Genomic DNA, 18,738 nt, shown 5'->3' with positions numbered 1-18,738 from the left:
GCTTGACCGATTTGGATACCCATCACTACCATACAAGATATAGGTAGGACATCCTACCTCTACCTTATTTTTATCACCCCCTCCCTACCAGGAGCGCAGCCCGAAGGAGTGCGACATAGATGTCACAGCTCACCCAGGTAAAAGAATTTGATACCTCCCGCCGTAGCTTTTTCAAAATCGCCGGTGGAATCAGCGCAGCAACAGCTTTCGCCGCATCCATTGCCGCATGCGGTGGCTCATCTAGCCAATCATCCGGCTCAGCCGCTGGCAAAGAAAACAAAGACGGCTCCATCACCGCAGCAATTGCCTACGATGTGTCCACCACCTTCGATCCCTCTCAGGCATCGGGTGCGGCTCCCTTCGCAGCCAACCTGCACATCTTCGAAGGCCTCTACGGTCTGGACCCGGCAACCCGTGAACGCTACAACGCACTAGCAACCGGTGACCCCGAAGTTGTTGACGAAACCACCTATCGCGTCAGCCTCCGAGAGGGTGCTACCTTCCACGACGGTGCAGCAGTTACTGCCAAGGATGTCGTTGAAACCTTTAAGCTCTACACCTCCGAGGAATCTCTCTTTAGCCAGTTCCTCTACTTCATCGACGGGGTAACCGCAGTCGATGACAGCACCGTAGAGTTCAAGCTCAACCAGGCTTTCCCCCTCTTTGCTGACCGTATCTCCCTGGTTAACATCATGCCGGCCAGCGCTAGTGCCGACCTTGAAGCATTCGGTGCTAAGCCCATTGGCTCAGGCCCCTACAAGTTTGTCTCAGCTACCAAGGGTGACCACATTGCCTTTGAACGCTACGACGACTACAACGGCCCCCGCCCTGCCCTGGCTAAGACCATGAAGTGGCTCATTCTTTCTGAATCTTCAGCCCGCGTCACCGCCATGAGCTCACAGCGAGTTCAGGCTATCGAGTCAGTGCCCTACGACAATATCCCGGTCCTGGAAAAGACCAACGGCGTTACCGTGGAGTCAGTTCAGTCCTTCGGTCTGCTCTTCATGATGTTCAACTGCCAGAAGGCTCCCTTCGACAAGAAGGAAGTCCGCCAGGCACTCTTCTACGCAATCGACATGGACAAGGTCATCTCCACCGGTCTGCTAGGCAACGCCACCGCAGCCACCTCCTTCCTGCAGAAGGAGCACCCCGACTATGTTGAGGCTTCCACCGTCTACACCTACGACAAGGCCAAGGCCCAGCAGCTCCTTAAGGATGCAGGTGTGGATAAGCTCTCCATCACCCTGCGCACCACCGACCACGACTGGGTCAAGCAGTGCGCCCAGTTGGTTCAGGAATCCCTCAAAGATGCCGGTATTGAGGTTGCCCTAGAAGACTCACAGTCTTCCTCCCTCTACTCCGACTTTGTCGATAGCGGCGACTTCGATGTGGTCCTGGCCCCCGGCGATCCCTCAGTCTTCGGCAATGACCCCGACCTACTTCTGTCCTGGTGGTACCGCGGTGCTACCTGGCCTGAGAAGCGCTTCCGCTGGTCCTCCACCCCTGAATACGCCGCCCTGCAGAGCGCAATGTCTGCCGCGGTCACATCAGAGAAGCCCGACTGGAAGGCCTGCCTGGACATCGTGGCAGAGAATGTACCCCTCTACCCCCTCTTCCACCGCAAGCTGCCCACCGCGTGGGCTACCGACAGCCTGGTTGACTTCAAGCCGCTCCCCACGACCGGCCTGTCATTCCTGAATGTCGGCACCACCCAGGCTTAGCCTGGGATCCGTGAGCGGGCTCCCCCTCCACACATGATTTGAACCGCTCACAGTAATCGCTCATTGAGCACCTGGTTGCCTGCCCGCCCGGCCCCTAGGCCGGTAGCGGGCAGGCTCAGCCAGCCCTGGCGCCTCACCGTGCGCTAGCCACACCCACCTCGTTCTTTCTCTTGCAGGGAGTGACTCTCCGTGTCAAACTTTCTTAGGCTCCTCGGCAGACGCCTGGTAGCCCTGCCCATCATGATTTTGGGCGTTACCCTTCTTGTCTTCATCATTCTCCAGTTCACTCCTGGTGACCCCGCCACTATTGCCCTGGGCGAAGGCGCATCGGAAGAAGCTAAAGAAGCCTACCGAGACTCGCACGGTCTCAATGACCCGCTCTATGTCCAGTACTTTGCCTTCCTGGCACGGCTAGCTCACTTTGATTTGGGTATGACTACCCCACCCGCTCAGCCTGTTATTGACCAGATTAAGGTCGCTTTCCCCACAACCTTGCAGTTGACCTTCCTGGGGGTTGTCATCGCTGCTGTGGCTTCCTTGGTCCTTGGCGTTGTTGCCGCCCTTTACCGCGATCGCTGGCCCGATCAGCTGATCCGTGTGCTGTCCATGGCCTCCATCGCCACTCCTTCCTTCTGGCTGGGTATCCTCATGATTCAGTACTTTGCTCTGGGCCTGGGCTGGTTCCCCACAGGTGGTTCCGCACCGGCAGGTAGCGGATTTGGCACCTGGCTTTTGCACATGTTCCTTCCGGCAGTGGCTCTTGCTGTGCCCGTCAGCGCATCGCTGACCCGAACCGTTCGTACCTCCATGGTGGAAGAACTCGACAAGGACTACGTGCGCACCGCTATCGGTAACGGTGTCCCCCGCAAGGAAGTTATTACCAAGAACGTACTCCGTAACGCCCTCATCACCCCGGTCACCGTGCTGGGCCTGCGCATTGGCTACCTTCTGGGCGGCGCGGTCGTCATCGAGATGATCTTCTCCCTCAATGGCATGGGCAACCTCATCTTTATCGGTATCACCGGTAACGACATCAACCTTGTCCAGGGCGTTGTACTAACCATCGCCATCACCTTTGTTCTGGTCAACATTGTCGTTGACCTGCTCTACCTGCTCATCAACCCACGAATCAGGAGCGTCTAATCATGCGTAGCGGACTCGCAGAACGCCTCTCAGCACCGGGCATCCGATTCAAGGCGCTCCCCGCTAGCTCAAAGCTAGCTCTCACATTCATCGCCCTTATTGCCCTGGTTGCGCTCTTGGCACCCTGGCTAGCTCCTCACGATCCGCTAGCCTCCACCGGCGCACCGATTGGTGCACCCAACTCTGAGTACCTCTTTGGTACCGACCGTCAGGGCCGCGATATTCTCTCCCGCCTCATGTACGGTGCCCGCGCTTCCCTGCAGGTAGGCCTCGGCGCTGTTGCCCTGGCACTGATTATGGGTGGAATCCTGGGCTCACTTGCAGCAACCAGCTCTAAATTTGTTGCAGAAGTCATCATGCGCATCATGGATGTGCTCATGGCCTTCCCCGGTATCGCTCTGGCCGCTGTCTTGCTGGCCTCCCTGGGCAACTCTGTTGGGACTATTATCTTCGCTATTGCGGTGGTCTACACCCCGCAGCTAGCCCGCGTTGTCCGCGCCCAGGTGCTGGCAGCCTGGGACGAGGACTACGTCCGTGCAGAGCGCGTTATGGGTGCCCCCCGCTTCTACATCCTGCTCAAGCACGTGGTACGCAACACCATCGCCCCGGTGCTGGTTTTTGCAACCGTTATGGTGGCCGACGCTATTATCTTGGAGGCTTCGCTGTCCTTCCTCTCCGCCGGTGTACGCCCCCCTGAGCCTTCCTGGGGTAACGTCATCGCAGACGGTCGCGCTATCGTGCTAGCAGGCGGCTGGTGGGCCACCACCTTCGCAGGTGGCGTTATCTTGCTCACCGTCCTGGCACTTAACGTGCTCTCTGAGGGCATGACCGATGCCATGGTGAACCCCAAACTCCGCCGTAAGGTCAAGATCGAAGAAAATAATGAACAGCCAACCGCCCAGGCTCTAGCAGCATCTGCGGCCCTAACCGTACGTGACCGCAAGGCTAGCGCTGAGCTTGAAACTGTTCTGCAAAAACTCAAAATGACTGAAAGCCGCAGGGAAGACCGCCTCATGGCAGATCCTTCAGCTCGAGTCATACTTGAGGTCAAAGACCTTTCTATCTATTTCCCTGAGCGGTTTGGCGACACCCCCGTGGTTGACCGCGTTTCCTTCACCGTCACCGAAGGCCAAACTATGGGCTTGGTCGGTGAATCAGGTTCCGGTAAGTCCATCACCTCACTGGCTATCATCGGCTTACTTGACCGTAAGGCCAAGATCACCGGCTCCGTCCTCTTTGAAGGTCAGGAACTGGTCGGTGCCAGCGAAGCCGAGTTCCAGAAGCTCCGCGGTGCCGTGATTTCCATGGTCTACCAGGACGCCCTGAGCTCTCTGAACCCCTCCATGCTGATCAAGGACCAGATGGAGCAGCTCACCCGCCGTGGCGGCCGCAAGAGCCCCGAAGAACTCCTCCGCCTGGTCAAACTTGACCCGGAGCGTACTCTAGCCTCCTACCCGCATGAGCTATCTGGTGGTCAGCGTCAGCGTGTTCTCATCGCCATGGCACTCTCCCGCTCCCCCAAGCTGGTTATTGCCGATGAGCCCACCACCGCACTCGATGTAACCGTGCAGGCAGAAGTAATCGACCTGCTCAATGAGCTGCGTGAGCAGCTGGGCTTCGCCATGATCTTCGTGTCCCACGACCTGGCCTTGGTAGCCCAGGTAGCCCATCGTATCTCGGTTATGTACGCGGGCCAGATTGTAGAAGCCGGCGCAACCAGCCAGCTCTTGACCAACCCCCAGCATGAATACACTCGCGGCCTTCTGGGAGCAGTGCTTTCTATCGAGTCCGGGGCAGAACGGCTCTACCAGATTCCCGGTACCGTGCCCTCACCCTCAGATTTCTCAGCAGGGGACCGCTTTGCACCCCGTTCACTTCGACCCGATGCCGACCCCGAGCAGAAGCTGGTCTTCACGCCTGTTGAAGGCGACAGCGACCACCTCTGGGCATCCCACCTCACCACCGCACAGGAGACAGCATGAGCAACCCAGCTGTAACCCCCGCAGACAAGAGCCTGCTCAATACCACCGGCCGGGCTGCAGTGAGCCGTGTCAATGAGCCCATCATTGAGCTCAAGGACGTCCAGGTTCACTACCGAGCCCGTAGTGGCGGTATTCTCAAGCCCACTATCGTCAAGGCTGTTGACGGGGTAAACCTCACGGTTCGCCGCGGTGAAACCATCGGCCTGGTCGGTGAGTCTGGGTGTGGTAAATCCACCCTGGCCTCTGTGATTGTGGGCCTGCAAAAGCCCACCGGCGGTGACGTCCTCTTCAAGGGTAAGAGCGTGCTCAAGCGCAATGCTGCCCTGCGTAAAGAGTTCGGTTCCGATGTCTCGATCGTCTTCCAGGACCCGGCCACTGCGCTCAACCCCCGTATGACCATCCAGGACATCCTCAAGGATCCCCTTGATGTGCACGGCATTGGCGATAAGTCAGGCCGTGACCGCCGAGTGCGTGAGCTCCTGGCGCTGGTGGGTCTACCCGTTTCCGCCGCCGATGCTCTGCCCTCCCAGATTTCTGGTGGTCAGCGTCAGCGCGTAGCAATTGCCCGCGCCCTGGCTCTGGAACCCAAGATTATTGTGGCCGATGAGCCCACCAGTGCGCTGGATGTGTCGGTGCGTGCCCAGGTGCTCAACCTGCTCTCAGACCTTAAAGAAGAGCTCTTCTTGGGTATGGTCTTCATCTCCCACGATATCCAGACCGTTCGCTACGTCTCAGACCGTATCTGCGTCATGAACAAGGGCAACATCGTCGAAGAGGGGACCGCCGAACAGGTCTTTGATACCCCCAGCCAGGATTACACCCGCACCCTCTTAGGGGCTGCACCCACTCTGCTCCACGTCTAAAAGAGACAGCGGCTTTCAACTCAATAATTTAATATTCCAGGAGAAGAATCACATGAGCTCCCCGCTTTTTTCCGGCCTTATCCCGCCACTTCTAACTCCCCGTTCCGCCGACGGCACCCTCGATTTGGGCTCCCTGGAGCGACTGATTAACCACCTGATCGAAGGCGGTTCACACGGTATTTTTGCCCTGGGTTCATCCTCTGAGGTGCTTTACCTAACCAATGCTGAGCGAGAAAAAGTGCTCCGCACCTGTGTAGAGACCATTGCAGGGCGAGTCCCTCTCATTGTCGGAGTTAACGACATGACCACAGCCCGTGTTATTGACGAAGCCCAGCGCCTGCTTGCTATTGGTGGCGACGCGATTGTGGTCACCAGCCAGTTCTACGCTGTAGATAATACCTTTGAAGAAGACCGACACTTCCGCGCTATCGCTGATGCTGTAGATGTACCGGTCTTCGCCTACGACGTTCCGGTACGCACCAAGCAGAAGCTCCCCCTGGGCTTGCTGGTTCAGCTGGCCAAGGACGGCGTAATTGCCGGTGTTAAAGACTCATCCGGTGATGACGTTGCTTTCCGCCAGCTCGCGCTTGCAACCGCTGATATTGAGGGCTTCGCCGCCTTTACAGGTCATGAGGTGGTCTGCGACGGTGCTCTGCTCTCAGGTGCGGCAGGCCTCGTACCGGGCCTAGGCAATGTTGACCCTGCAGGCTACCGTCGTCTCTTTGATGCGGCTCAGGCCGGGGATTGGGAGAGCGCCCGCAAGGAGCAGGACCGCCTAGCCAAGCTCTTTGACATTGTTTTCGTTCAGACCCCCAGCGTCTCAGGCGGAGCGGCTGGCCTGGGTGCTTTCAAGACCGCACTACAGATCATGGGAGTCATTGAATCAAACACAATGTCTCAGCCCATGGAGACACTAGGGTCCGAAGAGGCAGAGCGGATTCGCGCTATCCTTGCCTCAACGGGGCTCCTCTAGGCCGGGTTTAGCACACCCACTGAAGGGACAAGGATGAGTAACCCCCAACACGTCGCCCTGGTCGCTGACCTAGGAGGCACCAAAACCGCGCTTGGCATTGTCAGTTGCACAGGCCAGGTTCTCCACCGTGACCAGATACCCACTTTGGCTCAGGCTGGTGGTACTGAGCTGGCCCGGCACACGGCTGAGGCGCTCAAAAAGCTGGGTGCTACTGCCCGTGAGCTAGGCTATGAGCCCCTTGGGGTGGGTATTGGATCTGCTGGCGTCATTGGCTCCGAGGGGCAGGTCATCACGGCTGCCAACCTGATTAAGGGCTGGAGCGGCACTCCCCTAGCTTCTATTCTCAGTGATGTGACGGGTCTGCCTGCCTACGCGGTGAACGATGTCCACGCTCATGCCCTGGGTGAGGCCTGGCTCGGTGCTTCCGCCGATGCTGAAAGCAGTCTCATGGTGGCTTTTGGCACAGGTGTGGGTGGCTCCTATATTGTGGGGGGCCAACAACTTCACGGAGCGCATTCCCTTGCTGGACATGTGGGGCACTTCTCATCCCCCTGTGCTCTAGATATTGCCTGCACCTGCGGAGGAGTGGGGCATGTGGAGGCTGTCGCCTCAGGCACCGGCATCGTCAATAGCTATCGCAGGCTGGGCGGACCTACTGAGGTTGAGAGCCTGGTTGAGGTAAAAGAACTTGCTGCTACCGGAGATACTCATGCCCAAGAAGCTATTGCGCTAGGTGCGCGGGCAGCGGGTATCGCACTCGGTGACCTGGCAACTATCCTGGACCCCCACCTGATTCTTGTCTCCGGGGGTGTGACTAACCTGGGCGATCTCTGGTGGCAGGGCATGGTGCAGGCCTACCAGCAGGCAGCACTTGGACAGGCTACCGAAACCCGCATTATCTCAGCTTCACTAGGTTCAGATGCCCCGCTTCTGGGGGCGGCAAGCCTGATCCCGGATTTCATTGTCAGAGACTCATCAGGAGGTTAGGATTCACCGTGTTTACAGCTCAAGAACTGATTGATTCGCTTGCAGGCCAGCTCATTGTCTCCTGCCAGGCTTACCCTGGTGAGCCTATGCGCGACCCCCGAACAACCGGGCAGGTAGCGGCTTCTGCAGTGATGGGAGGCGCGGCCGCTGTCCGTGTACAGGGGTTGGCTGATATTCAGTTCACCCGCACCAGCGTTGAGGTCCCGGTCATTGGCCTGTGGAAAGACGGGCATGAGGGTATTTTCATTACCCCCACCTTGCACCATGCCCTGGCAGTAGCCCAGGCGGGTGCCCATGTGGTCGCGCTTGATGGCACTAGGCGTGACCGGCCCGACGGGCTCTGCCTCAAAGAGGTAATTGACGGGGTACACGGGTCGAGCCCATCACTGGTCATGGCAGACTGTGATTCTCTCGAAGCAGCTGTTGCGGCGGCGGAAGCCGGAGCTGATTTTATCGGCACCACCCTGGCAGGCTACACCGATGCCCGCCCCAAGACCGCTGGCCCCGACCTTGAGCTCCTGGAAGCTATTGCCGCACAGGATCTTGGGCTACCGCTTATTGCCGAGGGCCGGATCCATAGCCCGGCTCAGGCTCGGCAGGCTCTGGAGGCTGGTGCCCACGCTGTTGTGGTAGGCACAGCTATTACGCACCCTATTTCTATTACCGGATGGTTTAAGGACGCCCTCCAAGCATAAAAGTAGGTGGGGCTACTTTCGAGTAACCCCACCTATTTTTATTTATCCAAGAAATATAGCTGGCTTTTGGAAGTCGGGGATATTTTCTTGCGCAAAACGATAATATTCTGCATTTTTTAATTGGCTGGCTGCGGCCTCATCGACCACGACGGTGACATCTGGGTGCATCTGGAGTATTGACCCCGGGCAGAAGGTGGTGATGGGGCCTTCTGCCATGCCCGCGATTGCGCTTGCCTTGTTGGCTCCGTCTGCGACCAGGACAATCTTGCGGGCTTCCATGATGGTGCCAATCCCCTGGGTTAGGCAGTGTACTGGCACCTGGCTTGCATCGCCGTCGAAGAAGCGGGCGTTATCAGCCACAGTCTTAGGTGCTAGAGTCTTGATGCGGGTGCGTGATACGAGCGAGGAACCGGGCTCATTGAAAGCTATATGCCCATTGGCGCCTATACCAAGTATCTGCACGTCAACTCCACCTGCGGTCTTGATTTTCTCTTCGTACCGAGCGCATTCAGCATTGATATCCCGAGCCATGCCATCGAGGACATGCACCTTCTGGGAGTCGAGCCCGATTCGCCCAACAATTTGCTGGTTGACGACGCTTCGGTAGGACTCGGGGTGAGAGGGGTCTAGGCCAACGTACTCATCGAGGGCAAAAGCGCTGACAGAGCTAACGTCTAGGCCTGCTTCTACGCGTTCTGCGAGATAGCGGTAGGTAGCCTCTGGGGATGATCCCGTGGCAACTCCCCAGACCGTTGGGCGGCCCTGGCGGTTATTGCGTTCCGTCACCATAGCGATTAAAGACGCCGCGTAGGCACCGGCTTGATCCTTTGAATCACAGATAATTATTTCCATATTAATATCTTACGAAAAATATATCTAGAAGCGGCAGAGGGCGCGTTTATGACACCCCGTGACACAAATTTGAAAATTCGCAAGGAATATTTTTAATAATTATTATTCCCCGAGGTTCAGGTCAGAAAAGTAGATAGGGTTTTACTCATCAGGGTAGATAAAGCTGGCTCACCGCGAAGTTGCTGGCTTGGGGTTGGTGTTGGGGGCTGTCTCCTTGCTCCTGCTCTGTAGGTGGTGTGGTTGTCTGCTGGCTTGGGGTTGGTGTTGGGGGCTGTCTCCTTGCTCCTGCTCTGTAGGTGGTGTGGTTGTCTGCTGGCTCGGGGCTGGCGTTTCAGGGTGCAGACGACCACACCGCCTAAGGACGCAGAGGGACACACCGACTAGGGGGGGGACAGCTACCGCAAACCCTGCTTAACGCTGAGCTAGCTCTTCCCTCACCTTGCGGCGCAGGGCCTTGCCCAGCATGGAGCGGGGCAGTTCATCAACCTCGTAGTAGTTTTTAGGAACCTTGTAACGGGTCAGTCGCGCGTAGCAGTGCTCTTTAAGTTCTGCGGGGTCTAATGCATATCCTTGGGCCGGGACGATAGCGGCGGTGACAGTTTCGCCTCCGCTAGCATCGGGCATACCCACGACAGCGCAGTCTGCTACGGAGTCGTGTTGTTTAAGGACATTTTCAATTTCGGAGGGGGAAACGTTGAAGCCACCAGTGATGATGACTTCTTTAATCCGGTCGACGATTTCTATGAAGGAATCTTTATCGAGACGGACAATATCACCCGTTCGTAGCCAACCTCCCTCCAGCAAGGTATTGCGGGTATCTTCTGCGCGTTTCCAGTAGCCTTTCATCACCTGGGGTCCGCGCACCAATAGTTCACCTTCCTGCCCTTGTTCGAGGTCTTGGAGGGTTTCGGGGTCAACAACGCGGATGTCGGTGGAGGGGAAGGGGATACCAATGGAGCCCGCGCGGCGGGTGGAGTTGAGGGGGTTGCAGGACACCAGGGGTGAACATTCTGAGAGCCCGTAGCCTTCCACAAGCATGCCTCCGGTTGCTTCTTCCCATTCGGTGACCAGTTCGGTGGGTAGGTGCATGGCACCTGAGACTGACCAGCGGATTCCCTGGAGCGAGACTTTGCGCTGTTTTGCTTCGTCGAGCATGCGGCGGTAGATAGGTGGGACGGCAGGCAGGATGGTTGGTGGGGTTTTTTTCATGGCTCGGAAGATGAGGTCCATGTCCACGGTGGGGAAGAGTACCAGTCGTGCTTTGCAGACAGCGGAGATGGTCTGCCCCAGTGTCATGCCGTAGGCGTGGAAGAGCGGGAGCACGGCGTAGATGACTTCGTTACTTCCGGGTTGAATCCATTCTTCGCCCATTCTGCCGTTTGATTCGAGGTTGCGGTGGGTGAGCATGACGCCCTTGGGGAGCCCTGTTGTCCCGGAGGTGTATTGGAGGAGGGCGAGGTCTTGGGCGGTGGGGCGGTGGTGGTCGGCAGCTAGGGGTTGGTTCTTCATGAGCTGGCGCCAGGGTGTGGCGCCGCGTGCGGTTCCTTCGAGCTTTTCGCGTGAGGTTTTCATCTTGCCTATGGGGAGTTTGAGTGCTGCTCGCATGGCAAGTGGCATCTCTTCGATCATGTTGACGGCGTAGATGGTACGGGGGCGGATGTCTGCGGGGAGGGAGCTTATTTTATCTGCGATTTTGTCCCAGACGATGGCGGCTTTTGCTCCGTGGTCTTCAAACATGTGGCGGAGTTCTGCCTCGGTGTAGAGGGGGTTGTGCTCAACGACGATAGCGCCTAATCGGAGAATGGCGTAGAAGGCAACGATGTGCTGGGGGCAGTTGGGGAGGGCGATGGCTACGCGGTCCCCGTGCTGGATACCCGCTTTGCGGAGCCCTTCAGCTACCCGGAGGATCTGGTCACCGAGCTGGGCATAGGTGGTAGTGGAGCCGAAAAATTCGAGGGCAATTTTCTGGGGGGAAGTGCGAACAGCCTCTGCCATGAGGTGGCTCAGTGAGGTTTCAGGCAGCTTCACATCGCGGTGTGTTTCGGGCCGGTAGTTCTTCTGCCAGGGGCGGTGAGCCAGGGGGAAGGTGTCGGTCGTATCGTTATTTTCGGCTACATGCATACACAAGATTGTGCCACAGGGGTGCTTGAGCTGACATACTAAGGGGTATGGCGCAACGTGGAAACAAAGACATCACGACCGAAGAATTTCGGGAGTTGATGAAAGAAATTAACAAACGCATGATACTTGTGGGGCTTGGAGCTATTGCTCTTGGCCTGGTCATTATCGGGTTGATGTACCTTTTGGGTGGCAACTAGGTGGGAGCCCGCAGGGACCGTAAGAGTGTCTTTGAGCAGATGACAGCAGGTATGGGTTACCGCCCGGATCAGGAGCGCGTCGAGGTTCTGAGTCTGGTCTAAGTACCCCCTTTTTTTGATAGGTTTACAGGCAATGAGCAGTACAGATCATCGGCAGAGCGGCCAGGAAGATTTTGAGGATTGGGACGCGGTTTTTGAGGACTCAGAATCAACACGCTTGCTCTCTCCCTCGCAGCACCACTACACCGACCGGCTTGAAGAAGATACCAGGCCGCTTGAAACTAGCAGCTACCAGCAGGAGATCCTTTCAGCGACCCGGTCGGGGCAGGCTCCTTACCCTGTGGGCCGGCAACAGGCGCACCCTGCTACCGCTCAACTCCCCCTACCCCATCAGCAAACAGAGGCCGGTTGGGACCATGAGGTTGCTCCCCTACCGTCTGCTCGTGTAGCTGTCTACCGCAGGATTCAGTTCCTACCGGCTATGAGCGGTAGCCTCGTGGCTTATGCTCTGAGCACCGGGCTATTTGCCTTGGTAAGAACCGTCTTCACTGCTGTTGGTATCTCGACCTATAGCAGTCTGACGGGAGGCGCTCTGGCCGTTTCTGTTGCTTCCAGTCAGGGCCAGGCTATTCCTTGGGTAGTTGCAAGTGCTCTTATATGGCTGTTGAGCTTCGGCTGGGCAGGATATGTTGCCACCCGCATGGCTGCGGTAGCACCTACCAGGCAGGCCCTGGGGGTTCTTGCTGTCAGCTTCCTTGCGACTCTCCTTGCAACCCTGGTGACATGGGCTTCCGCTTGGCTCCCGTCACCTCTTACGCCCAGCTTTGCCTTTCAGCGGCTTCTGGCCCCCGACCTGGCCCTTGGGGCTCTCACAGCGCTAGCCGCAGGGCTACTCGCCGCTATCGGCTCAATGCTGGGCGCGGCTCTGGGAATGAGATATCGTCGAGCCCTGACAAGTATAAATTCCTAAAATAGCATCAACTTAGGAAGGCTCTAAGTCACCTTAAAAGCCAGGGGTTAAGAGGGCTTAAACCGGGCTTTAGCTGTAAAATATGTTCGTAATGTAAACAGTCTGCTCATCGCACCCATGCAACCACCGAGCAGCCACCGTCTCAGGTGAGGGTTGCACAGCATACAAGGTAAGTAAGAAATATGAGCGTAGTACGTGTAGGCATTGTCGATGACCATGAGGTAGTCCGCGAAGGTATGCGGGCAGTCGCTGCCGGCGCTAGCGAAATTGAGCTGGTAGCGGCTGCTCCCACCGCAGCTGACCTGCTGGTAGCCTTGGGGCGCAACCTCAATGACCCTTCTCATGCTGATTTGGGAAAGCTGAAGCGTGACTGCGATGTTGTGCTTCTGGACCTCTCACTTCAGGATAAGTCTCGCCCGTCAGAGAATGTTGATATCCTACAACGGGCAGGCATTAAGGTTCTTATCTTCAGCATCGGAGAAAACCCCGGCCTGATTCGCGAAGCCCTGAAAGCTGGCGCGCTGGGCCTGGTTCGCAAGTCTGAGCCTCTTGAACATGCCCTGGCCGAGGCCAAGAATATCGCAGACGGTAAAGCCGTTGTTACCAAGGAACTTGCCGCCGCTATTGACGGTGACCAGGAGTTCTCTCGCGCTAATCTCTCCCCCCGAGAGCAGGAAACCCTGCGTCTTTATGCCTCCGGCTTTGCACAGGTTCAGGTAGCCCGCCGTATGGGCATTAAGCAGTCTGCGGTTAAAACAAATATTGACCGTATCCGCGAAAAGTACGCTCGTGTTGGTCGCCCGGCCCCCACCAAGATTGACCTGCGTATCCGCGCTATTGAGGATGGCCTGGTAGATACCATGGAAGACACCTCCACCGCAGACCGTCACCTGTAATTCGCTCACCCCTGTACCCCTAAGGATTGTGCACCTGTCTACTGTTACCGGAGGCGCCTCCAAGGACCTGGCCCAGGCTCTCCAACCCTCAAGAGTCAATCGACTCCGCGCTTTCTCGCTGAAGTCGCTCAACCTCACTAGCGGCCAACAGCCACTGATGGGGCCGAGCTCCTTTGGTCTCTATTGCACCCTAGAAATTGTCTACTCCCTCATCGCGGTCGGCCTGCTCCTGCAATCTTTGGCCAATATTTCCGAGAACCGGGGCGGGGACTCTCTCTGGTACCTGGCCATTATCCCTGTGATAGTCACCCATGCCTCTTTGCTCATGTTCAACGGTGTGCGTAAAGAGGTTTCGGCCAGGACAGTTAATTTCATGCTTGTCATTGCCTACGGCACCTATATAGTGTGGCCTTTGAGTATCGGTGCCCAGCATTCGGCTATCCCCTGGTCCTGGCTTTTTGGTATCTACGCCATGCTGGTTCCGGTCTTTGAGGAAGAATCACGGGACGGCATTACCCACAGCATTGCTTTACCCGCACTACTGATTATCAGCTCGGTGGCTTCCCATCTTCTGACCGGAGTCCCCTTGAATCCCACCGAGCTGATGATCCGAGCTTGCTATTTATGTTTTACCTGCGTTCTGCTAGCAGGTCTTGCGCGGTTTGCGCTCAAAGCCGTTAGGGAGTCTGATAGGACCTACTACGAGACGCTCTCAGCCCAGCTTCTACTCAACCGTTCACGTGACTATTCCCAAGAGCTACAGAACTTTGACAAGCTGGTGCACGATAATGTGATGGCCGCCTTGCTCGATGCCAGCCGCAACCCCGGGGAACTCCCCCAGCGCACCCGCCTGCTGGCACGCCGAGCTATTGATGTTCTTGAAGAGGAAAGCCTCAAGTCTCAGCCCCAGCGCCCCATTACCTTCCAGGCTCTGACCGAACAGATCGCTGAAGGCGTTGAGCCCTGGAACCAGCGCCTACGCTTTATCTCAGACTCCATGGAGAAGTACCCCCTAGCGAGCCCCGACTCTACGCTGCCCTATACGGCGGCACGCGCTTTTACCCATGCGGTCACCGAAGCTGTTTCGAACTCCGCCCGGCACTCGGGAACCCGCACCACACAGATTTCCATTCGTACCGAGCTGCGCAGACCCTACAACTCGACCAGGTCCGATGAGGAACGCCCCTATGTGCTCTGCACTATCTCGGATAGAGGCCAGGGTTTCTCCATGAAAGATATTGATTTCCGTCGCCTGGGTGTGCGTGTTTCTATGATCCGCAGCATGGAAGAAGTAGGTGGCAAGGTCACCATCACTTCTGCCCCTGAAAAGGGAACAACTGTCATTGTCCAGTGGCCCCATGAGGACCCCGATGCTGGTTAAGTACTATCGTTCCCGTCAGCTCACTCTGCTTCTGAGCGCTGTCACTCTCCTGGTTCTGGGCTCCTTCTTCTTCTGGTACTCCCAGTACACCACCAACCGCGCTCCTCACTGGGCTACCATCATCAGTCTCTACGCTATTGCCACGCTCCCGGTCTTCTTGCCCACTCAGCGGCTGGCTCTACCCGATGCGATGCTTCCCCTTATTACTATTTTGGGGCTACACAGCGTGGATACAACCTTGAGCGCCATGAGCCATTCAGTCACCTTCTCTAGCCTCTCCTGGCCGCTTATGGCCTATACTCTGCTGGCTATGGGTCTAGTTTCCCGCAGGCACACTTTCTACGGCTGGCTCTTCTTTGCAAGTTTTGTATTACTGGTGCTGAGCTGGCACAGCAACTACTTCTTAAGCCGGATCAATCTTTCTACCGAGTTCTATATCCCTTTCCTGCTCATGGTAGTCTGCACCATCGTGCCTCAGCAGATTGAGCAGGCCGTCTCTAAGACCCGGCAGGCTCGCAGTATGCGCATCATTGCCGATGCGGGCCGTACCGAAGAAGCAGATATGAGCGCTATTGCAACCCAGCGTGTGCAGGAAGTGCGCACTCTGACTGAAGACATGCTTCACCGTATTGCCTACAACGAATCACCCGTGAGCCGTGACGAAATGGACGAGTTTCGGTTTACCGAAGCTCAGCTGCGTGACACTATCCGCGGTCGCTACATCGTCAATAAGGAAATTCTTCATGCGGCCTGGCTTGCCCGCCAGCGCGGTGTCAAGGTAGATATTCTCGACGAGCGAGGAAGCGCTCTACCTGCCCGGCTCTCGATGATTCTGACCCAGTGCGCGGTCGACCTGTTCGATAATGCCTCGGGCGGGACTATTACGGTTCGTGCTTTCCCTGCTGACGACCAGATAGCTGTCATGCTGGTGCACGATGGTAACTCAGAGGATGAGGAGCCCAGCGCAATCGAAATTTCTCAGACTGGCCTGGTTGAAAGGTTCTAAGAACCCCAGCCTACTCGGGGACACTCCCCCGGCTTTTGTAGGCACCTTTGCCTTATTCAAAGAATTTTCTGAGAGCATGCGTAGACCTATATGAGGACATACAGGCTGAGGTTACCCAGACTAAGATTTTAAGTAACTTGATAGCTGTTCGACGATGAGTCGGGGGACTCAGCTTTCTGGTGACGTTGGGGGACTGATCCAGAAAATGTAGAACAGCCAGTCAAGGGCATAAGGTAACCTACGGGGCCTGAACTTGTCCGGACCGATGTGTCCGGGGATTCGGATTTCTTGGGGGAGATAATTCGAATTCTGCTCCAGGTTTCGTACCTTGGCGTTGTGAGGCCTTCACCTGTTTCAGGTGGGGGCCTCGCCTCTTTAATCCTTTCGGGAGCAAGAGGTATCAAACCGCCTGCAAAAAGGCTCAGCCCGCGCATGCTGCCAGCTGAGCCTTTGAGTGTCTTTGGGCAGATTTCTACCCTACATATCGAGGAGGAGGGCTGGTTCTTCGAGGATAGAGGCAACATCGGCCAGGAACTTAGCCGAAAGGTCACCATCCAGCACACGGTGGTCGAAAGAGCCACCCAGGGTGGTAACCCAGCGCGGAATAACTTCCCCGTCCACGACCCAGGGCTTCTGCTTGATCGTGCCGAAAGCCACGATAGCGGCCTCACCGGGGTTCAGAATAGGCGTTCCGGTGTCGATGCCCAGAGAACCGATATTAGTGATAGTCAGGGTGCCTTCCTGCATCTCAGCAGGCTGTGTCTTACCCTCGCGGGCCCGGGCACTCAGGTCATTCAGCGCTACAGCCAGCTGACGCAGGTTCATGCTCTGGGCGTCCTTGATGTTCGGTACCATCAGGCCGCGAGGGGTAGCCGCCGCGATGCCCAGGTTCATGTAGTGCTTAATCTGAATCTCTGAGTCGGTCCAGGTGGCGTTGACCTGCGGGGTGCGCGAGGCCGCCCAGATAACGGCCTTAGCAAGAATCAGCAAGGGGGTTACCTTAACACCCTCAAACTGGGGTGACTTCTTGAGGCGCTTGACGAACTCCATGGTGCGGGTAGCATCCACGTCCACAAAGATAGAAACGTGCGGGGCCTTGAAGGCGGAATCCACCATAGCCTTGGCCGTAGCCTTACGAACGCCCTTGACCCGGATACGCTCGATGCGGTCACCACCGGCCCCGGCGGGAATCCAGAAGCTGGTGGGATCGGCGTTATCGGTAAAGTCAGCGGTTTCTGCCAGGCTCAGGTGGGCCGCAAAGTTGAGCAGGTCACGCTTAGTCACCTGTCCCCTGTCGCCGGTGGGGGTCACCTGTGCCAGGTCAATGCCCATTTCCTGGGCAGCCTTACGCACCGGAGGTTTGGCAAGAGCCTGGCGGCGGGGAACCTCAGAGTGTTCAGCCCCGGGCAAGTGTTCTGCTGTGCCCAGACGGCGCAAGACTCCCCCCATGCCACTCTCTTCAAAGAACTTGCCTGCGCGAGCAGGCAGGGAAGTCAGCAGGGGCTTGCGCTGTTCAGCAAGCTGTGCTGCAGCAGCCAGGGGCGCCGGAGGCGGCGCAAGAGGAGCTGGCGAAGGCGCATTCTTCTTGCGTGTACGGCGCTTAACGGGATCAGCCTTAGGGCCTGAGCCCACCAGCGCGGCACCGGCACCGGGGTCCTTCTCAGCCTTAGCCTCAGGAGCGGATACCGCCTGGGCGGAGCCCTCAGCGCTAATAGCGATAATGGGGGTGCCGACCTCCACGCTCTGCCCCTCGGCAACCAGAAGGTCCTGCACCCTGCCATCGTAGGGCGAGGGAAGCTCTACCACGGACTTAGCCGTTTCAATCTCAACGATAATGTCGTTGAGCTTAACAAGATCACCGGGAGCTACTTTCCAGCTCAGGATTTCTGCTTCGGTGAGCCCTTCGCCCACATCAGGAAGGTTAAAAATCTGTGACATGGTATGTGCCTTTCGTGGGGGCTAGTAGGCCAAAGAACGGTCGACGGCTTCGAGCATACGGTCGATGCCGGGCACGTAATCTTCTTCTACCTTAGAGACTGGGTAGGGCATGTGGTAGCCGCCCACGCGGATAACGGGTGCTTCAAGGTGGTAGAAACAGCGTTCGGTGATTGCCGCAGAAATATCGGAGCCCAGGCCACCAAAGGTCGGTGCCTCGTGGGCTACTACCAGGCGGCCGGTCTTCTGCACAGAGGCCTCAATGGTCGGGACATCCAGCGGGGACAGCGAGCGCAGATCCAGCACCTCAATATCGTGTCCGTCTTCGGCGGCAGCTTCTGCTGCGGCCAGGGCAACGGGCACAAGTGGCCCGTAGGTGGCGATGGTCAGTTCGGAGCCTTCCCTGACGACCTGCGCGGTAAAGGGGTCAAAGTTGGCGTCAGCAAAATTGACTTCGCCCTTCATCCAATAGCGGCGTTTGGGTTCAAAGAAAATGACTGGGTCGGGGTGGGCGATTGCTGTGCGGAGCATCCAGTAGGCATCGTGCGGGTTAGATGGGGTGATGACGCGCAAGCCCGGGGTGTGGGTGAACAGGGCTTCGGGTGATTCTGAGTGATGCTCGATGGAGCCAATCATGCCGCCGTAGGGGATACGCACGGTCACGGGCACCTGGTACTGGCCGTGGGTTCGCCCGTGCATCTTGGAGAGCTGGGAGGTGATCTGGTTAAAACCGGGAAAGACAAAGCCGTCGAACTGAATTTCGGGGACGGGCCGGTAGCCGCGCAGGGCCATGCCGATGGAGGTGCCGATAATACCGGCTTCACCCAGGGGTGAGTCCATCACACGGGTAGGGCCGAAGGTCTCTTGTAGCCCTTCGGTTACGCGGTAGACGCCGCCCAGTTTTCCGATGTCTTCGCCCAGGGCTAGCACCTTGCGGTTGCTGGTCATCTCGTCGTGGAGGGCCCGGGTAATAGCCTTGGCCAGGGTGAGGGTTTCTCTTATCTGCTCGGTCATGT

16 protein-coding genes are annotated in these 18,738 nt (G+C 57.3%); 12 read left to right on the top strand and 4 right to left on the bottom strand.

Features of this window, described 5'->3' with window-relative positions; genetic code table 11:
• The first annotated feature begins 119 nt into the window (after positions 1-119).
• From ACN082_RS01555 to ACN082_RS01525, 7 genes are all read left to right on the top strand, one after another.
• Positions 120-1,721: an ABC transporter substrate-binding protein gene (locus tag ACN082_RS01555; protein ID WP_419099093.1), complete on the top strand. Its 1,602-nt coding sequence runs from the start codon at positions 120-122 to the stop codon at positions 1,719-1,721.
• A 189-nt stretch (positions 1,722-1,910) separates the two neighbouring features.
• The gene (locus ACN082_RS01550) at positions 1,911-2,864 is read left to right on the top strand and encodes an ABC transporter permease (protein ID WP_419099092.1); all 954 of its coding nucleotides are present in this window, start codon (positions 1,911-1,913) and stop codon (positions 2,862-2,864) included.
• A 2-nt stretch (positions 2,865-2,866) separates the two neighbouring features.
• Positions 2,867-4,846, top strand: a complete 1,980-nt coding sequence (locus ACN082_RS01545) for a dipeptide/oligopeptide/nickel ABC transporter permease/ATP-binding protein (RefSeq protein ID WP_419099091.1) — start codon at positions 2,867-2,869, stop codon at positions 4,844-4,846.
• The gene (locus ACN082_RS01540; RefSeq protein ID WP_419099090.1) at positions 4,843-5,709 is read left to right on the top strand and encodes an ATP-binding cassette domain-containing protein; all 867 of its coding nucleotides are present in this window, start codon (positions 4,843-4,845) and stop codon (positions 5,707-5,709) included. The genes ACN082_RS01545 and ACN082_RS01540 overlap by 4 nt, the downstream gene beginning before the upstream one ends.
• A gap of 52 nt (positions 5,710-5,761) precedes the next feature.
• Entirely contained in the window at positions 5,762-6,682 is a 921-nt protein-coding gene (locus ACN082_RS01535; protein WP_419099089.1) for a dihydrodipicolinate synthase family protein, read from the top strand.
• Positions 6,683-6,715: 33 nt separating this feature from the next.
• Positions 6,716-7,669, top strand: a complete 954-nt coding sequence (locus ACN082_RS01530; RefSeq protein ID WP_419099088.1) for an ROK family protein — start codon at positions 6,716-6,718, stop codon at positions 7,667-7,669.
• Between the two features lie 8 nt (positions 7,670-7,677).
• Complete coding sequence (locus ACN082_RS01525; protein ID WP_419099087.1) at positions 7,678-8,364, top strand: N-acetylmannosamine-6-phosphate 2-epimerase; 687 nt, start codon at positions 7,678-7,680, stop codon at positions 8,362-8,364.
• 42 nt (positions 8,365-8,406) lie between these two features.
• On the opposite strand, the gene nagB is transcribed toward ACN082_RS01525, so the two are convergent.
• Positions 8,407-9,216: a glucosamine-6-phosphate deaminase gene (gene nagB, locus ACN082_RS01520; protein ID WP_419099086.1), complete on the bottom strand. Its 810-nt coding sequence runs from the start codon at positions 9,214-9,216 to the stop codon at positions 8,407-8,409.
• A 411-nt stretch (positions 9,217-9,627) separates the two neighbouring features.
• Positions 9,628-11,337, bottom strand: coding sequence for a long-chain-fatty-acid--CoA ligase (locus tag ACN082_RS01515; RefSeq protein ID WP_419099085.1), 1,710 nt, complete (start codon positions 11,335-11,337; stop codon positions 9,628-9,630).
• A 47-nt stretch (positions 11,338-11,384) separates the two neighbouring features.
• Here ACN082_RS01515 and ACN082_RS01510 point away from each other — a divergent pair, with 47 nt between their 5' ends.
• From ACN082_RS01510 to ACN082_RS01490, 5 genes are all read left to right on the top strand, one after another.
• Positions 11,385-11,534: a hypothetical protein gene (locus ACN082_RS01510; RefSeq protein ID WP_419099084.1), complete on the top strand. Its 150-nt coding sequence runs from the start codon at positions 11,385-11,387 to the stop codon at positions 11,532-11,534.
• Positions 11,535-11,667: 133 nt separating this feature from the next.
• A complete protein-coding gene (locus ACN082_RS01505) occupies positions 11,668-12,504 on the top strand; it encodes a hypothetical protein (protein WP_419099083.1) in 837 nt (278 codons plus the stop codon).
• Between the two features lie 182 nt (positions 12,505-12,686).
• Complete coding sequence (locus tag ACN082_RS01500; RefSeq protein WP_419099082.1) at positions 12,687-13,400, top strand: LuxR C-terminal-related transcriptional regulator; 714 nt, start codon at positions 12,687-12,689, stop codon at positions 13,398-13,400.
• 28 nt (positions 13,401-13,428) lie between these two features.
• On the top strand, positions 13,429-14,781 hold the full coding sequence (locus tag ACN082_RS01495; RefSeq protein WP_419099081.1) for a sensor histidine kinase: 1,353 nt from the start codon (positions 13,429-13,431) through the stop codon (positions 14,779-14,781).
• Entirely contained in the window at positions 14,771-15,787 is a 1,017-nt protein-coding gene (locus ACN082_RS01490) for a hypothetical protein (RefSeq protein WP_419099080.1), read from the top strand. Before ACN082_RS01495 ends, ACN082_RS01490 begins: the two co-directional genes overlap by 11 nt.
• A gap of 477 nt (positions 15,788-16,264) precedes the next feature.
• Here ACN082_RS01490 and ACN082_RS01485 read toward each other — a convergent pair whose 3' ends face one another.
• Together ACN082_RS01485 and ACN082_RS01480 are read right to left on the bottom strand one after the other, a co-directional pair.
• Entirely contained in the window at positions 16,265-17,725 is a 1,461-nt protein-coding gene (locus tag ACN082_RS01485) for a dihydrolipoamide acetyltransferase family protein (protein ID WP_419099079.1), read from the bottom strand.
• A 21-nt stretch (positions 17,726-17,746) separates the two neighbouring features.
• Positions 17,747-18,736, bottom strand: coding sequence for an alpha-ketoacid dehydrogenase subunit beta (locus ACN082_RS01480; RefSeq protein ID WP_419099078.1), 990 nt, complete (start codon positions 18,734-18,736; stop codon positions 17,747-17,749).
• Positions 18,737-18,738 lie beyond the last annotated feature (2 nt).

The organism is Rothia sp. CCM 9417, from assembly GCF_048513575.1.
In the GTDB taxonomy this organism is placed as follows: Bacteria; Actinomycetota; Actinomycetes; order Actinomycetales; family Micrococcaceae; genus Rothia.
This window is presented reverse-complemented; position numbering and strand designations above follow the sequence as displayed.

Bases quoted from the DNA above. Each gene is read 5' to 3' on its own strand.
- ACN082_RS01555 (WP_419099093.1), top strand. From the start codon at position 120: ATGTCACAGCTCACCCAGGTAAAAGAATTTGATACCTCCCGCCGTAGC.
- ACN082_RS01545 (WP_419099091.1), top strand. From the start codon at position 2,867: ATGCGTAGCGGACTCGCAGAACGCCTCTCAGCACCGGGCATCCGATTC.
- ACN082_RS01540 (WP_419099090.1), top strand. From the start codon at position 4,843: ATGAGCAACCCAGCTGTAACCCCCGCAGACAAGAGCCTGCTCAATACC.
- ACN082_RS01535 (WP_419099089.1), top strand. From the start codon at position 5,762: ATGAGCTCCCCGCTTTTTTCCGGCCTTATCCCGCCACTTCTAACTCCC.
- ACN082_RS01530 (WP_419099088.1), top strand. From the start codon at position 6,716: ATGAGTAACCCCCAACACGTCGCCCTGGTCGCTGACCTAGGAGGCACC.
- nagB (WP_419099086.1), bottom strand. From the start codon at position 9,216: ATGGAAATAATTATCTGTGATTCAAAGGATCAAGCCGGTGCCTACGCG.
- ACN082_RS01515 (WP_419099085.1), bottom strand. From the start codon at position 11,337: ATGCATGTAGCCGAAAATAACGATACGACCGACACCTTCCCCCTGGCT.
- ACN082_RS01510 (WP_419099084.1), top strand. From the start codon at position 11,385: ATGGCGCAACGTGGAAACAAAGACATCACGACCGAAGAATTTCGGGAG.
- ACN082_RS01505 (WP_419099083.1), top strand. From the start codon at position 11,668: ATGAGCAGTACAGATCATCGGCAGAGCGGCCAGGAAGATTTTGAGGAT.
- ACN082_RS01500 (WP_419099082.1), top strand. From the start codon at position 12,687: ATGAGCGTAGTACGTGTAGGCATTGTCGATGACCATGAGGTAGTCCGC.
- ACN082_RS01490 (WP_419099080.1), top strand. From the start codon at position 14,771: ATGCTGGTTAAGTACTATCGTTCCCGTCAGCTCACTCTGCTTCTGAGC.
- ACN082_RS01485 (WP_419099079.1), bottom strand. From the start codon at position 17,725: ATGTCACAGATTTTTAACCTTCCTGATGTGGGCGAAGGGCTCACCGAA.
- ACN082_RS01480 (WP_419099078.1), bottom strand. From the start codon at position 18,736: ATGACCGAGCAGATAAGAGAAACCCTCACCCTGGCCAAGGCTATTACC.